Annotated in this window: 12 protein-coding genes; 7 read left to right on the top strand and 5 right to left on the bottom strand. The window is 72.1% G+C overall.

Annotation, left to right across the window (positions count from 1 at the left end; all coding sequences use genetic code 11):
• The first annotated feature begins 30 nt into the window (after positions 1-30).
• Positions 31-1,683, top strand: a complete 1,653-nt coding sequence (locus ACWC91_RS02605; RefSeq protein WP_450725760.1) for a hypothetical protein — start codon at positions 31-33, stop codon at positions 1,681-1,683.
• A gap of 66 nt (positions 1,684-1,749) precedes the next feature.
• Here ACWC91_RS02605 and ACWC91_RS02600 read toward each other — a convergent pair whose 3' ends face one another.
• The 5 genes from ACWC91_RS02600 to ACWC91_RS02580 form a co-directional block, all read right to left on the bottom strand.
• Entirely contained in the window at positions 1,750-3,018 is a 1,269-nt protein-coding gene (locus ACWC91_RS02600) for an NAD(P)/FAD-dependent oxidoreductase (protein ID WP_225078953.1), read from the bottom strand.
• On the bottom strand, positions 3,015-3,461 hold the full coding sequence (locus ACWC91_RS02595) for a GtrA family protein (RefSeq protein ID WP_225078952.1): 447 nt from the start codon (positions 3,459-3,461) through the stop codon (positions 3,015-3,017). Before ACWC91_RS02595 ends, ACWC91_RS02600 begins: the two co-directional genes overlap by 4 nt.
• Positions 3,451-4,494 carry a glycosyltransferase family 2 protein gene (locus ACWC91_RS02590; RefSeq protein ID WP_450641692.1) on the bottom strand — a complete coding sequence of 348 codons (1,044 nt, stop codon included), beginning with the start codon at positions 4,492-4,494 and terminating at the stop codon, positions 3,451-3,453. Before ACWC91_RS02590 ends, ACWC91_RS02595 begins: the two co-directional genes overlap by 11 nt.
• 166 nt (positions 4,495-4,660) lie before the next feature.
• Positions 4,661-5,995: an alpha-2,8-polysialyltransferase family protein gene (locus ACWC91_RS02585; protein ID WP_450641690.1), complete on the bottom strand. Its 1,335-nt coding sequence runs from the start codon at positions 5,993-5,995 to the stop codon at positions 4,661-4,663.
• Positions 5,995-6,972: a glycosyltransferase family 2 protein gene (locus ACWC91_RS02580; RefSeq protein WP_225078949.1), complete on the bottom strand. Its 978-nt coding sequence runs from the start codon at positions 6,970-6,972 to the stop codon at positions 5,995-5,997. The genes ACWC91_RS02585 and ACWC91_RS02580 overlap by 1 nt, the downstream gene beginning before the upstream one ends.
• 199 nt (positions 6,973-7,171) lie before the next feature.
• Here ACWC91_RS02580 and ACWC91_RS02575 point away from each other — a divergent pair, with 199 nt between their 5' ends.
• The 6 genes from ACWC91_RS02575 to ACWC91_RS02550 all read left to right on the top strand — a co-directional run bounded on the left by ACWC91_RS02575 (position 7,172) and on the right by ACWC91_RS02550 (position 14,826).
• The gene (locus ACWC91_RS02575) at positions 7,172-8,512 is read left to right on the top strand and encodes a DUF6716 putative glycosyltransferase (protein ID WP_450641689.1); all 1,341 of its coding nucleotides are present in this window, start codon (positions 7,172-7,174) and stop codon (positions 8,510-8,512) included.
• Positions 8,513-8,544: 32 nt separating this feature from the next.
• Positions 8,545-9,831, top strand: coding sequence for an acylneuraminate cytidylyltransferase (locus tag ACWC91_RS02570; protein WP_281155121.1), 1,287 nt, complete (start codon positions 8,545-8,547; stop codon positions 9,829-9,831).
• 14 nt (positions 9,832-9,845) lie between these two features.
• Complete coding sequence (locus ACWC91_RS02565; RefSeq protein ID WP_225078946.1) at positions 9,846-10,784, top strand: N-acetylneuraminate synthase family protein; 939 nt, start codon at positions 9,846-9,848, stop codon at positions 10,782-10,784.
• A 34-nt stretch (positions 10,785-10,818) separates the two neighbouring features.
• Entirely contained in the window at positions 10,819-11,916 is a 1,098-nt protein-coding gene (locus tag ACWC91_RS02560) for a hypothetical protein (RefSeq protein ID WP_376504161.1), read from the top strand.
• A 343-nt stretch (positions 11,917-12,259) separates the two neighbouring features.
• A complete protein-coding gene (locus tag ACWC91_RS02555; protein ID WP_225079019.1) occupies positions 12,260-13,495 on the top strand; it encodes an amidohydrolase in 1,236 nt (411 codons plus the stop codon).
• A gap of 278 nt (positions 13,496-13,773) precedes the next feature.
• Complete coding sequence (locus tag ACWC91_RS02550; RefSeq protein WP_376504158.1) at positions 13,774-14,826, top strand: BMP family lipoprotein; 1,053 nt, start codon at positions 13,774-13,776, stop codon at positions 14,824-14,826.
• The last annotated feature ends 23 nt before the right edge of the window (positions 14,827-14,849 follow it).

The following is a 14,849-nucleotide window of genomic DNA, read 5'->3' as shown; positions in this document are numbered from 1 at the left end:
GGCGTACGCCGGTCACCGCTGTGGTGGCCGGTGTTAGCCCTGCCCGCCGTGGCGGCCGTGGTGTACACCGTGGCCACCCGGCGGCTCACCGGCGACATCCACTACGTCCTCGGCGCGCTGCGCACCGGCGGGGAGGCCGGCTACTCGCCGTCCGAGGTGTTCACGCACCGGCCGTTCTTCTACCGGTGGTTCATCGCCGGCCTCGACCGGATCGCCTTCGGCGGCACGGGGCTGCGCGAGACGCTGCTGGAGGCGGCCGGAGCGCTGCTCGCGGCCGCGGCCGCCGCGGCCCTGTACGCGGCGCTGCTGCGCCGGGTCACCGCGCGGGAGGCGGCCCTCACGGCGGGCGCCGCCGGCCTGGCCCTGGCACTGGCCCCCCGCACCGACTTCCTCCAGCCCGAGTGGGCCGCGGTGGTGCTGACCGTGTTCGGCGTCGCCGCGGCGATCGGCCCGGCCCGGCCGTGGCCCGCGGCCCTGCTCGCGGGCCTGCCGCTGGGGCTGGCGGTGATGATGAAGTACTCCACCGCCGCCACGGCGGCCATCGGGGTGCTGCTCGTCTACGCCGTCGACCGGGGGCGGGCCCTGCGGCTCGCCCTGGTCGCCGTGCCCACGGCGGTGGCCCTGTTCGGGCTGAGCGTGCTCGCCGGGTCCCACGAGTGGCAGTGGACGCGGGACATGCCGCAGATCAACCAGTCGGCCCTGAGCCGCACCGGGATCCACCCGTCGTTCGTCCTCACCCGCTCCGTGGACTACCTGGCCGACCGGGCCGTGCTCAGTCCCGTACTGCTGCTCCTGCCCGGAGCGCTGCTGCTGGTCCTGGGCCGGGTGCGCGGGCGGCTGCGGCGTGCCGAACTGCTGGCGGTCGCCGCGGCCACCGGCCTCGGCGCCCTGGCCGTCGTGGTCGTGCAGGGCAACTGGTTCCTGTACCACGCGGCGCAGTTGCCCGTGCTCGCCGCCGCCCTGTGGGGCCTGGCCGTGGGGGGCGCGCGCCGCACACCGCCCCGGCTGTTCTGCGCCGTGTCAGTGGTCTGCGGGGCGCTGCCCGTGCTGTACGCCCGGGCCCCCGAGGGGGTGCAGCGGCCCGGGGTCGTGTGGGCGGCCGGCGCCCTCGCGCTGCTCGCGGCCCTCGGGGACGCGCTGCTGGAGGCCCGGGGACCCCGGAGAACGCAAGGAATCCGTCCGGCGTACGGGGTGTGGCACGCCTCGGCGGCCCTGGCCGCTGTGGTGTGCCTGGCCGCGAGCATCTGGCCCGGCTCCCCGCATCTTGCGATGAACGGCAGGGTCACGGTGACCAGCGCCGCCTATCTGCGCGGGATGCGGCACATCGAGGACGAGGCCGACCGCGTGCGGGCCGGGATGCCGGCCGGTGCCCCGGTGCTCTACCTCGCCTTCGGCGACACGACGTACTACGTCGGCCACCCGGCCCGGTGCCGCTATCCGATCGCCACGTTCCTCCAGCGCAGCCGCTTCCTGCCGGACGTCGCCGGGCTGGCGTCGTTCCGGGAGAACGCCGACTGCGTCGACCACGATCCGGCCCCGTACGCGGTGCTGGAGCGGGGCTGGTTCCGGCCCGGCAAGGTCGATGCGGACCTCGCGCGGCGCATCGCCGCCGTGTACGACTGCCCGCCCGCGAGCGCCGGGGGCAATCTGGTCCTGTGCGTCCGCAGGAGCGGGGTGCGATAGGGCCTCCGAGCGGGCCCCGGCAGGACGGACGCGCCGCCGGGGCCCCGCGAGCCGCCGCCCGTCCGCTCAGCGCAGCCCGAGCGAGGCGGTGACCTCGCGGGCCAGGGCCACGGAGTAGCTCTGCCCCCGGTCCTGCGGGTAGATCTGCGCCATCGTCACCAGCTTGACCCGGCTCATCGGCGTGTCGTGGCCGGGGATCAGCGAGCGGTACTCCGGGGTCACCACCGGCTGGGCGAACCCCGCTTTCGAGAAGTGCCAGTCCTTGATCCAGGACTCGTCGAACTCCGGATTGATCCGCCGCAGATACGGCAGGAAGGACCTCAGCAGCTCCGCCGGCTCCGTCGTGAACCGCCGGTCGTCGCGCTCCACGTAGTTGCCCACGTAGAGGATGTGCCGGCCGCCGTAGACGGACGGGTCGATCATGCGGGTGTGCTCGACCACCGCGAGGAACGGGAAGTCCGGCTCGTTGATGTTGAGCCAGTAGTACGGGATCGCACTGCGGTCCAGCTCCAGCACGAAACAGGTCGCGCCCAGGTACTGGTTCTTCCACACGGCGTCGTCGGCCGGCAGCCCCGCCGCCCTGGCGAAGGCGGGCTGCGGGGTCGTGACGATCAGCTGGTCGAACTCGTAGCGGGAGCCGTCCGCGCAGCGCACCACGGCGGGCGCGTCCGTGCCGTCCTGCCGGATCGACTCGACCGCCTTGCCGAACTCCACCTTGCCGCCGCGCTCCTCGACGCCGTCCCGCAGCGCCGCGTAGACCCGCTCGAACCCGCCGTCCACATAGCCGAGTTCGAAAGTCCGGCAGTGGATGCGGGCCCACAGCCAGGCCATCGACACCCGCTCCGCCCGGTCGCCGAACTTGCCGCGCAGCAGCGGCTCCCAGATCGCCTCGGTCGCCCTGCGCCCCGCCCACCGGCGCAGCCAGGCGAGGGCGGTGCGGTCGTTGTACCGCTCACCGTGCCGGACCGCTTTCAGCAGGGCGGACGAGCCGGCGAAGCGCACGGCGTCCAGCGGGGAGAACTCCGGGAAGCGCAGCATGTCGAACGGGGTGGTGAAGTCGATCAGCCGGCCCCCGCGGAAGATGCCCGTGGTGGGCTTGTGGAAGCGCAGCGCGTCACCGAGCCCCAGCTCCTCGATCAGGGCGATCACGGCGCGGTCGCTGCGGAAGATGTGGTGGTAGTAGCGCTCCAGCGGAACGCCGCCCACCTCCAACGACGCCGCCAGACCGCCCAGTTCGCCCGCCGCCTCCAGGACGGTCACCTGGTGGCCGGCGCGTACGGCGTCCCAGGCGGCGGTCAGGCCGGTGGCACCCGCGCCGATGATGCCGAGGTTCATGCGAAGCTCCACTTTCTGTTGAGCACGAACTGGAGCGCCAGGACCAGGGGCAGTGAGCCCGCCTTGACGAGGTCGGCGTCGATACCCAGCGCGTCGGTGAAGACGAGGAAGAGCAGGTTCGTGAGGGCGATCCCGGCCAGCCCCACGGCGTAGAAGCGCAGGAAGCGCACCACGATCCGGTCGCGCCGGTCGAAGGTGAACAGCGCGTTGAGGACGAAGTTGTTGGCGATGCCCAGGGTGGTGCTGAGCACGTTGGCGAACTGCTCGTCCATTCCCGCGGTGTTGTGCAGGAGCAGGAAGGCCACGAGGTCGAGAACGACGCCGCTGCCGCCGATCAGCGTGTAGCTCAGCAGCTGGCGCAGCGTGCGGGACCGGCCCGGGGCCGGCTCTCCGGGCGCCCGGCCGGGGGACGCCTCGGGCGCGGCCGAGGTCTCAGACGCCACCGGGACCGTCCCGCTCGTCCGCGCGGGAGCCGATCACCTCGCGCACCAGGTACAGCGGGCGTGCCTGCACCTCGCCGTAGATGCGCCCTATGTAGCTGCCCAGCACCCCCAGGAACAGCATCTGGGTGCCGCCCAGGAAGAGCACCACCACCATCAGCATCGTCCAGCCGGAGACGGTGATGTCGGGCCGGAAGAACTTCATGGCCAGCGCGTAGACGATGCCGGCCAGCGACAGCAGCAGCACCAGGAAGCCCAGCCTGGTGATCATCCGCAGCGGCACCGTGGAGAAGCTGGTCACCCCGTCGATCGCCAGCCGGGCCATCTTGCGCAGCGGGTACTTGGTCTCGCCCGCGAAACGCTCGTCGCGGTCGAAGGCCACCTCGGTCTGGCGGAAGCCCATCGAAGCCACGATGCCGCGCACGAAGCGGCTGCGCTCGCGGTACCGGCGCAGCTCGTCGGCGACCCGCCGGTCCAGCAGCCGGAAGTCCCCGGTGTCCAGGGGGATGTCCACCTCGGCGCAGGACCGCAGGACGCGGTAGTACAGATGGGCCGTGGCCCGCTTGAACGCGGTGTCCTGCCGGCTGCGTCGGCGGGCGTGCACGATCTCGGCGCCCTCGCGCCAGGCGTCGACCAGTTCCAGGCTGATCCGCGGAGGGTCCTGGAGGTCGGTGTCCATCACGATCACCGCGTCGCCGCCGGCGATGTCGAGGCCCGCGGTGATGGCGATCTGGTGCCCGAAGTTGCGGGCGAAGTCGACCACCCGGACGTGTCCGTCGTCCGCCGCCAGCTCCCGGAGGATGGCGAGCGAGCCGTCCGAGGAGCCGTCGTTGACGTAGATCAGCTCGTAGTCGAGCTCCGGGCGTTCGGCGAGGGCGGCCGTGAGCGCGGTGTGGAAGGCGGCGATGCCGTCCTGCTCGTTGTAGACCGGCAGGACGTACGAGATCAGCGGCCGCCGGCCCGCGCGCGGCTCGGGCCGCGCGGGCCGGACGGGAGCCGCGGTGCGCACCGGCGGGCGGATGTCCTGCTGGGTCATCCTCTGCCCACCGGGCCGAACTCCGTGGAATTCACGCATGATTGACGCATTGGGCGAAACTATGGAAGCCGCGTGAACCGCAGCCGAACGGTCCACGTCCGGCAGCCGTCCTCCCGTTTTCCCTTCGGAGCCGCCTGCTCGGGGCCGCCCGCTCCGAGCCGCCTCCTCAGAGCTTCTTCTTCAAGGCGCGCGCTCGTCGTACGACCCGGCGTGCCGTGGCGCTGCGGGGGAGGAACGCCAGCCGCTCCGGGATGCCGCCCGGCAGGCCCAGCGAGGTGAGCCGGCGGCGCTTGAAGTAGCGCTGGGTGCGCGGTCCGAAGTGGTGGGAGAGGAAGCGTTCCGCTGCCGGGCGCAGACCCGGGTGGATCTGCGGCTGCATGGTGAAGCCGACGGTGGTGACCAGCCCGGTCAGCATGTCGGCGGCGACGGCGGTCTCCTGGCCGTCGTCCTTCCCCGCCTCCAGGTCCGGCAGCAGCGCGTCGGCCAGGACGACGGGCACGCGGTTGCTGTTCTGGTAGGGCGTCAGGCGCTCCAGCACCGGACCGGTCCCGACCCGGGCGACCGGCAGGCCGTGGAAGGCGGAGGCGGTGAACAGCGCGGTCGAGAAGCATCCGGTCACCAGCGCGGGCCGGGTCTTCTCGAACAGCACCTCGGCGAGGACGGGCAGGTCCAGGACGGTGAGGTCCACGCCGAGCCGTTCCGCCTCGGCCTCCAGCGCCCGGCTGTAGCGGGCCGGGGCGGTCGGGTGCGGCTTGAAGACGACCGAGCGGTGCCCGCGGGCGACCACGCCCCGCAGCATCCGCACGTGCAGCTCTTCCTCCTCCTCTGCGGAGAGGATGTCCAGCGCGGACAGGTACTGGCCGAGCAGTACGGCGGCGCGCTCGGGCAGCGGCGGAAGCTGCGGCACGGCGTCGCCGATCCGGCTCAGCACCTTCATGAACGCATCGGTCGGCAGCGCCTGCGCGGGCACGCCGAACTCGGTCAGCAGCAGCGGGGTCAGACCGGGGACCAGGTCCAGGTGGAGCAGCCGCCGCACCCGCGTGCCGACCAGCGGGTCGATCTTGTTGCGCGTGGGGCCGTAGCTCATCAGCCCGTCGGCGTAGACGTCGATGGGCGCCTCGGCGAACGACTGGGCGATGGCCAGGGCCGGGTTGACCTGGAGGGACTCCATCACCAGGGCCACGCGGTCGTCGCCCAGGTCCCACAGCAGCCGCAGGTAACGCTCGAACAGCGGGAAGTCGTCGGGGCGCGGGGACCAGGCCCCGGGGTGGAAGGGGCGGATCGCCTCGTTCCAGGACAGCACGCCGTCGAAGTGGTCGCGCAGCGGTGCGAAGCCCGGCATCTCGTCGACGGCCGGGGTGATCTCCGGCGTCGCCGCGTTGTTGCAGACCAGCAGCAGTCGGCGGTCCGCCCCGGGGAAGCAGTCGGACTCGATCGCGGCGGCCAGGGTGGCGGCGCCGTACAGCGTCGAGGCGCAGAAGATCTGGGTGGTGCGGGGCATCAGGAGGCCGCCTTCGCTGCGGGAACCCGGCGGCGCAGTCGACGCAGCCTGGAGGAACGGTTCAGGTCCATGGTGTCGAGGACGTCGGTGAGCAGTTCCTGCGGCAGCCGCTTGATCGCCGCCGCGCTCATGGTCCGCAGCTGCCTGGCCACCGACGGTTCGAACTTGTCGATCTCCGACAGGTGGTGGGCGATGATCGCGCAGTAGGTGCGTACCGCCTTCGGCAGCAGCCGGTCGGCCTCGGGGTCGGCCGCGGTCTCCTCGATCACCTGGTCGAAGGCGCGGATGAAGTCGAGTTGGCGCACATCGCCGATCTGCGTGAGGGAACCGGCCACCCCGCGCCGGTAGAAGACGCCCAGCAGACCCACCACGGCGAACGATTTTGCCTCCCGGTGCAGCCGCCAGATCCACGGCCGGTCCTCGGCCGTGCGCAGACCGTCGGTGAAGTGCAGCAGTCCCCGGTCGACCAGCCGGCGGTGGTAGACACCCGCCCAGGCGTAGGGGTAGTCGACGGAGGTGGTGCGCTCGGCGGGCAGGATCGCCTGCCGCGGGTCCATCACCTCGCCCCGCCGGCCGTGCGGGACACGCTGGATCGTGCGCGCCCGCGCGGTGCACTGCACATGGTCGGTGCGGACGAAGTCGCAGCCCAGCTCCTCGATCGCGGCGAGCAGCCGCGGGTAGTAGCCGGGAGCCAGCCAGTCGTCGCCGTCCAGGAAGGTCAGGTACTCGCCGCGCGCCGTGTCGATACCGGTGTTGCGCGCGGTCGCCAGCCCGCCGTTCTCCTCGTGTCTGACGTACACCGCCCCCGGCAGCTCGCGCTCCGCGCGCGCGAGAATGTCCGGTGTCTCGTCGCGCGAGCAGTCGTCGACGAGAATGAATTCGAAGTCCTCGCGGGCGTTCGCGCGCAGGCTCTTCAGTGTGTCGGACGCGTATTGCCGGACGTTGTAGAACGGCACGATGACGGAGAGCTTGACCACGCAGGTGACGTTAGGACGCGGCCCCGTCCTCCGTCTTTACCTCCAGCTTGAGCTTGAGTGAACGACGTGTGGCGGCGCCGTGAACCCGCCCTTATTCCGGGCAGCCGGCGGCCTGATTCGCCATTCGGCGATGTGCTGTTAACCGTTTGTTGCATTCGGGTTGGGCGGGACCTAGAAATGCCTTCCTACGGTCTTCGACGTGCCAGCCAGTGCGAAGAAGTCCCGGCGAGTCGCCGTTCTCGCGGATTCCGACACCCGGTGGAAATGGGGTGCCCTCACGGCGAACCGCTTGGTTTCCGCCGGTGTTTCCCCCGACTCGGGTGAACCGGACATCCGGCTCGACGGCTACCTGCTGCGGGGCCGTGCCACCCCCACCCCCCGCCAGCTCGAGGAGGTCGGCGTCCGCGCGGACCGTCTGAGCGAGGTCACCGCCGCCGAGTTCCTGCGCGAGATGGCGCGGGAGCCGTACGACGTCCTCGTGCTCGCCCTCGTCGGCGGCGGCGTCCAGGCCATGCTGCACGGACTGGCCCACGCCTGGCAGGGGCGCACCGAGCGGCCCGTGGTCGTCACCGGCTACGTCGGCGTCGTCTACGAGAAGCTCACCGACGGTCTGCTGCTGCGGCACGGCGCCGACCTCGTCCTCGCCAACTCCCGCCAGGACGCGGACCGTTTCCGGGCCGTGTACGAGGGAGTGGGCGCCGACGCGTCGTCGGTGACCGAGGTGGCGCTGCCGTTCCTCGGCGGTGCCGTGCACACCCCGGACCGGGCGGAGGACGAGCCCTACACGATCGTCTTCGCCGCGCAGCCCTCCGTGCCGCAGAGCCGCGGGGACCGCGCCTACCTGCTGGACCGGCTGATCCGGCACGCCCGCCGGCACCCCGGGCGCGAGGTGCTGCTCAAGCTCCGCTCCAAGCCGGGCGAGCACACCACGCACATCGAGGAACTGCCGTACCAGAAGCTGGCCCAGCGCAAGGACCTGCCCGCCAACCTCCGTCTGGTGTACGGGAACATGGGCGAGGTCCTGGACCGCACCGACCTGCTGGTCACGGTGAGTTCCACGGCCGCGCTGGAGTCCCTGCACCGGCGCATCCCCACCGTCGTCCTGACCGACCTCGGGGTGCGGGAGGCGCTCGGCAACCACCACTTCGTGGGCTCCGGCTGCCTGGCCTCCTGGGACCAGCTCGACGACGGCCACGAGCCCGAACCGGACCCGTGGTGGGTGGCCCGCCAGGGCGTCGCCACCGGAGGCTCGTACGAGGCCGCCTTCGACAGGGCCCGCCTGCGCGTCGACGAACTGCTCGCCGCCGGTGAACTCCCGCCGCTTAAGCCCTACTACACCCCCGTCACGGCCCCCGGCTACCTGCCCGGCGTCCTCGCCCGCCACCACCTCGCCCCCGACGGCAGCCCGCTGCCGGGCGCGCCCGCCGCCGACCGGTCGCCCGGCCCCGTACGCCGGATCTTCCGCCATGCCGCCCGCGGCGCCTACCGCCACGGCGTGCAGCGCGTGGCGCCCGTGATCCGGCGGATGGGGGAGCTGTGAGCGACCGCGTCCCACACCAAGGAGTGCAGCCCATGACCGACGCCCACCCGGACGCGGGATCCGTCGCCCCGGCGCGCCGCGTGCTCGCGGTGATACCCGCGCGCGGCGGCTCCAAGGGCGTGCCCGCGAAGAACCTCGCCCCCGTCGGCGGCGTCCCGCTGGTCGCCCGTGCCGTGCGCGAGTGCCGGGCGGCCCGGCTGGTGACCGACGTGGTGGTCTCCACCGACGACCAGGCCATCGCGGCCGCCGCCCGCCAGGCCGGCGCCGAGGTGGTGCTGCGGCCGGCCGCCATCGCCGGTGACACCGCCACCTCCGAGGCCGCCGTGCTGCACGCCATGGACGCGCACGAGGCACTGCACGGCGCCCCGGTGGACGTGGTGCTGCTCGTGCAGTGCACCAGCCCGTTCCTGCGGAGCGAGGACGTCGACGGGGTCGCGGGCGCGGTCGCCGAGGACGGCGCCGACACCGCGGTGACCGTGGCGCCGTTCCACGGCTTCGTGTGGCGGGACGCCGCGGACGACCCGGTGACCGCCGGCGCACCGTCGGAGGCGGCCGCCGCCGAGTCAGCGGCCACCGAGGGCGGTTACGGCGTCAACCACGACAAGTCCTTCCGCCCGCGCCGCCAGGACCGCCCCCAGGACCTGCTGGAGACCGGCGCCGCCTACGCCATGGCGGCGTCCGGGTTCCGCGCGCACCGGCACCGCTTCTTCGGGCGTACGGAGCTCGTCCGCACCGACCCGGCGCGGGTGCTGGAGATCGACGACCCGCACGACCTGGCGCGGGCGCGCGCGCTGGCACCGCTGTTCGACGCCAACCGGCCGGGGGCCCTGCCCACCGCCGCCGACGTGGACGCGGTCGTACTCGACTTCGACGGCACCCAGACCGACGACAGGGTGCTGATCGACTCCGACGGACGGGAGTTCGTCTCCGTGCACCGCGGGGACGGCCTCGGCATCGCGGCGCTGCGCGACAGCGGCCTGAGGATGCTGATCCTGTCCACGGAACAGAACCCGGTCGTCGCCGCCCGCGCCCGGAAGCTCAGGCTCCCGGTGCTGCACGGCATCGACCGCAAGGACCTCGCGCTGAAGCAGTGGTGCGAGGAGCAGGGCATCGCGCCCGAGCGCGTGCTCTACGTCGGCAACGACGTCAACGACCTCCCGTGCTTCTCCCTGGTGGGCTGGCCCGTGGCGGTCGCGAGCGCCCACGACGTCGTACGCGGCGCCGCACGCGCGGTCACCACCGTCCCCGGCGGCGACGGCGCGATCCGAGAGATCGCCAGCTGGATCCTCGGCCCCTCTCTCGATTCCCTCACCAAGTAAGGACGACTCCTGTCATGAGCACCAACTCCCGCATCCGCACCTTCGGTTCGCGCGAGGCCGGCCCCGGCCGACCGGTCTACGTCACCGGTGAGATCGGCATCAACCACAACGGCGACATCGAGAACGCCTTCAAGCTGATCGACGCGGCCGCCGAGGCCGGCTGCGACGCCGTGAAGTTCCAGAAGCGCACGCCCGAGATCTGCACCCCGCGCGACCAGTGGGACATCGAGCGCGACACCCCCTGGGGCCGGATGACCTACATCGACTACCGCCACCGCGTGGAGTTCGGTGAGGACGAGTACCGCCAGATCGACGAGTACTGCAAGAGCAAGAACATCGACTGGTTCGCCTCCCCGTGGGACACCGAGGCCGTCGCCTTCCTGGAGAAGTTCGACGTGCCCGCCCACAAGGTGGCCTCCGCCTCCCTGACGGACGACGAGCTGCTGCGCGCCCTGCGCGCCACGGGCCGCACGATCATCCTCTCCACCGGCATGTCCACGCCCAAGCAGATACGCCACGCGGTGGAGGTGCTGGGCTCGGACAACATCCTGCTGTGCCACGCCACGTCGACGTACCCGGCGAAGGCCGAGGAGCTGAACCTGCGCGTGATCAACACCCTGGAGAAGGAGTACCCGAACGTCCCGATCGGCTACTCCGGCCACGAGACGGGTCTGCAGACCACGCTGGCCGCGGTCGCCCTGGGCGCCGTCTTCGTCGAGCGCCACATCACCCTGGACCGCGCCATGTGGGGCTCCGACCAGGCCGCCTCCGTCGAGCCGCAGGGCCTGCAGCGCCTGGTCCGCGACATCCGCACGATCGAGGCCTCCCTCGGCGACGGGGTGAAGAAGGTCTACGACTCCGAGCTCGGCCCGATGAAGAAGCTGCGCCGCGTCACCGGCGTCGTCGCCGAGGCGGAGATCGCCGCGGCGGCGGGCGAGCCGGTCGCGGTGTGAGCCCCAGCCCCTTAACACGGACGGTCCCGCGCCGATGAGCCCCCACACCCTCGCCTTCGTCGAGAGCCCGGTACAACTGCTGAACGTGCTGGAATGGGCTCACGCCCGCGGCCACACCACCGACCGCGCCCCCGATCCGGGCGGGACCGCTCCCCGCACCCGCCCGGGGTCCGGGATCACCCTCGTCGTGCTGTCGCCGACCGATCCGATGAGCCGCGGTCAGCTGCGGCGGATGGCCCAGCTGGCCCGCGACGAGGGTCACGAGGTGCGGTGGGAGGAGGCGCGGGGCGGGGCCGGGGCGCCGGTGCGGACGATCGGCGGCCTGGCCGGGCCGCTCCGGCGGGCCGAGCGGGTCGTGATGGGGGACCCGTTCTCACGGTATGTGCAGCTGCTGCTGACGATCACCAAGGCGCGGGACCTCGTGGTCGTGGACGACGGCACGGCGACGATGGAGTTCGTCGGCCAGCTCGCCCGCGGGGAGCGGCTGGTGCGCTGGCACCGCAAGGGCGGCCGCCGCGGCCCGCGGGACCTCGTCCTCGGCCCGGTGTCGGCCGCCGCCCGGCGCCGGCTCACCCCTCGCGGGGAGCGCCGGGTGGAGGTGTTCTCGTCCATGCCGATCGACGAGGCCCCGCGGGGTGTGACGGTCACCGCGAACCGCTTCGCCTGGACCCGCGACCGCTTCGGCCCGCCCAGTGTCACCACGAGCGCCGACCTGGTCGGCACGTCACTGGTGGAGACGGGCGTCGTCGACGGCGACCGGTACGTGGACGCCGTACGGGCACTGGCCAGGACGCACGGGGCGACGCGCTACTTCGCCCACCGGCGCGAGAGCGCCGAGAAGCTGCACCGGCTGGCCGTGGAGACGGGCCTGCAGATCGTCCGCCCCGAGCTCCCCCTGGAGCTGATCGCCCGCCGCGGCCCGATCGGCCGCACGGTCCTCAGCTTCCCCTCCACCGTCGTCCACACCCTGCCGCTCGCCCTGGCCGGCACCGAGGTGCGCGTCACCGTCTGCGACATCGACCCGAGCTGGCTGACGGCGCACGCCTCCCCGCGGGCCCAGGGCTTCCTGTCCGGGGTGACGGGCACCGCCCGGGACGTGCACCGCCTCGCCCGTACGGCCCAGGCCGGCTGAGCGCCCCGCCGGGACTTCCGCGGGCGGCCCCGGGGTGGTCCCGGCGGGGGGCGGGACGGGGCCGGATGACGTCCGACAGGTGAACATCTCGGGCGTGGTTCCGGTGCGACGTGGTATGCCTGGAGAAACGAACAAATGGGGCGGGGCGCCAGGGGTGTGATGCACACCACTCTCCCGGGGCTCCGTGATCCGCTCGGCCGGCGAAGGCGGGCGAGTTTACCCATCCCAGCCGATACGTATGCGCCGGGCGGCCACCTTTTCTTCCCCTAACGGGTTGAACTTTTGTTGATCTAGGGTCAGTTGACCACCCCGGCGTCCTACCCTTCAGAGGGTGAAGCAACTGATGTCCCCAGAGTCCGAGGCCGATCTCCCCGCTGATGCCACGGCGGACGCCCTTCCCGGCATGCTGCCGGAGGCGCTGTACGCCGAGCTCGTCGCCTTCCGGCGCGACCTGCACATGCACCCCGAGCTCGGCAACCAGGAGTTCCGTACCACCGCCGCGATCAAGGAGCGGCTGGAGAAGGCCGGGCTCGCGCCGCGGGTGCTCCCGGGCGGGACCGGTCTCGTCTGCGACATCGGCGGCGACCCCGGAGGCGGGGGGCCGGCCGCGCTCGCCCTGCGCGCCGACATCGACGCTTTGCCCATCCCCGACACCAAGAGCGAGAGCCCGTACCGCTCCACCGTGCCCGACCGCGCGCACGCCTGCGGACACGACGTGCACACCGCCGTCGTCCTCGGCGCCGGACTGGTCCTCGCGGACCTGCACCGGCAGGGACTGCTGCCGCGGCCCGTGCGGCTGATCTTCCAGCCCGCCGAGGAGGTGCTGCCCGGCGGCGCCGCCGAGGTCATCAAGAGCGGCGCGCTGGAGGGAGTGGGCCGGATCGTCGCCGTGCACTGCGACCCCCGGGTCGACGCCGGCCGGATCGGACTGCGCCAGGGCCCCATCACCTCCGCCTGCGACCGGCTGGAGGTCTCGCTGGACGGTCCCGGCGGGCACACCGCACGACCGCATCTGACGACGGACCTCGTCACCGCCGTCGCCCGGGTCGTCACCGACGTGCCCGCGCTCGTCGGCCGGCGGGTCGACACCCGTGCCGGGCTCGCCGTGACCTGGGGGCGGATCGAGTCCGGGCACGCCCCGAACGTGGTCCCGCAGCACGCCGAGCTCGCCGGGACGGTCCGCTGCCTGGACATCAACGCCTGGCGGCAGGCGCCCGACATCGTGGTCGCCGCGATCGACGAGGTCGCCAACCTGCACAAGGCCAAGTCCGAGATCAACTACGTGCGCGGGGTGCCGCCGGTCGTCAACGAACCGGTGGTGACCGAACTGCTGCGCGACGCCATGGTCGCCCGGCGCGGCGCCGCCAATGTGGAGGACACCGAGCAGAGCCTCGGCGGCGAGGACTTCTCCTGGTACCTGGAGCACGTGCCCGGCGCGATGGCCCGGCTCGGGGTGCGCACCCCGGGTGAGCGGACCGTGCGCGACCTGCACCAGGGGGACTTCGACGCCGACGAGGCCGCCATCAGGGTGGGCGTGGAGCTGTTCACCGCCGCCGCCCTGCTGCACCCGACGCGCTGATTCCGGCCGGAGGGCGGGGCGCCCGGCCGGCGCCCCGCCCTCCGGTCCGTGTCGCCCGTCCGAGACCGCCGGGCACGCGAAGGTCGTCCGCTGTCGGCACGGTTCGGTAACGGCCGGGAGAAACCCCGTTTCCCTCCGCCTCTACGCGCGTTACTGTGCGCCGGAATCGCCACCAGAGGCGGCACATGGGGAAAACGGGCCGGCGACGGTGCCGTGGGCAAGAAGGGGTGCTTGCTGTGCGTCTGAACTCATCGAGGTCGAGATTCTCCCAAGCCGCGGTGACCGTAGCGGTCATCGCGCTCGCGGCCGCCGGGTGCGGCAAGTCCAGCAGCGATTCGGCCGGCGGCTCCGACAAGGCGGGCAGCAGCTCGACCGGCGGCTCCGGCACGTACTCGGGCAAGGGCATCGGTCTGGCGTACGACATCGGCGGCAAGGGCGACCAGTCCTTCAATGACGCCGCGTTCTCCGGTTTCCAGAAGGCCGAGGACGAATTCAAGATCGGCGGCCGGGACGTCGAGCCGAACGACAACGAGTCCGACGCGGACAAGGTGCAGCGCCTCGAACAGCTCGCCAAGTCCGGCTACAACCCCATCATCGGGGTCGGCTTCGTGTACGGCCCGGCGGTCAAGGAGGCCGCGGCCAAGTTCCCGAAGACGACCTTCGGCATCATCGATGACGAGACCGTCAAGGCCGACAACGTCGCCGACATGGTCTTCCACGAGGAGCAGGCCTCGTACCTGGCGGGTGTCGCGGCGGCCAAGACCACCAAGAAGAACCACATCGGCTTCATCGGCGGCGTGGACATCCCGCTGATCCACAAGTTCGAGGCAGGGTTCGTCCAGGGTGCCAAGTCGGTCAACCCGAAGATCAAGATCGAGAAGCAGTACCTGACGCAGACCCCGCAGGAGGGCGGTTTCTCCAGCCCCGACAAGGGTGAGAGCGCCGCCAACGGTCAGATCGACGCCGGCGCCGACGTCATCTACCACGCGGCCGGCCTGTCCGGTCAGGGCGTCATCAAGTCCGCCGCCGGGCACAAGGTGTGGGCGATCGGCGTCGACTCCGACCAGTACGCGCAGAGCTCCCTGGCCAAGTACAAGGACTGGATCCTCGGCTCCGCCCTGAAGAACGTCGGCGGCGCGGTCTACGAGCTGACCAAGTCCGTCGTCGACGGCAAGCCGCTCTCCGGTGAGGTGCGCGGCGACCTGAAGTCGGGCGGTGTGGGCTTCGCCGACTCCAACCCGAAGTACAAGGCCATGAAGGACGTCGTCGCCGCCGTCGACAAGGCCAAGCAGGACATCATCGACGGCAAGGTCACCGTCAACACCGAGTGACCGCGCCGCCAGGCCCGAAGCGC

The sequence above is a fragment of the Streptomyces sp. NPDC001204 genome (genome assembly GCF_053598035.1).
Note: the sequence above shows the minus strand (reverse complement) of the source record. Positions and strands in the feature narration are given on the sequence as shown.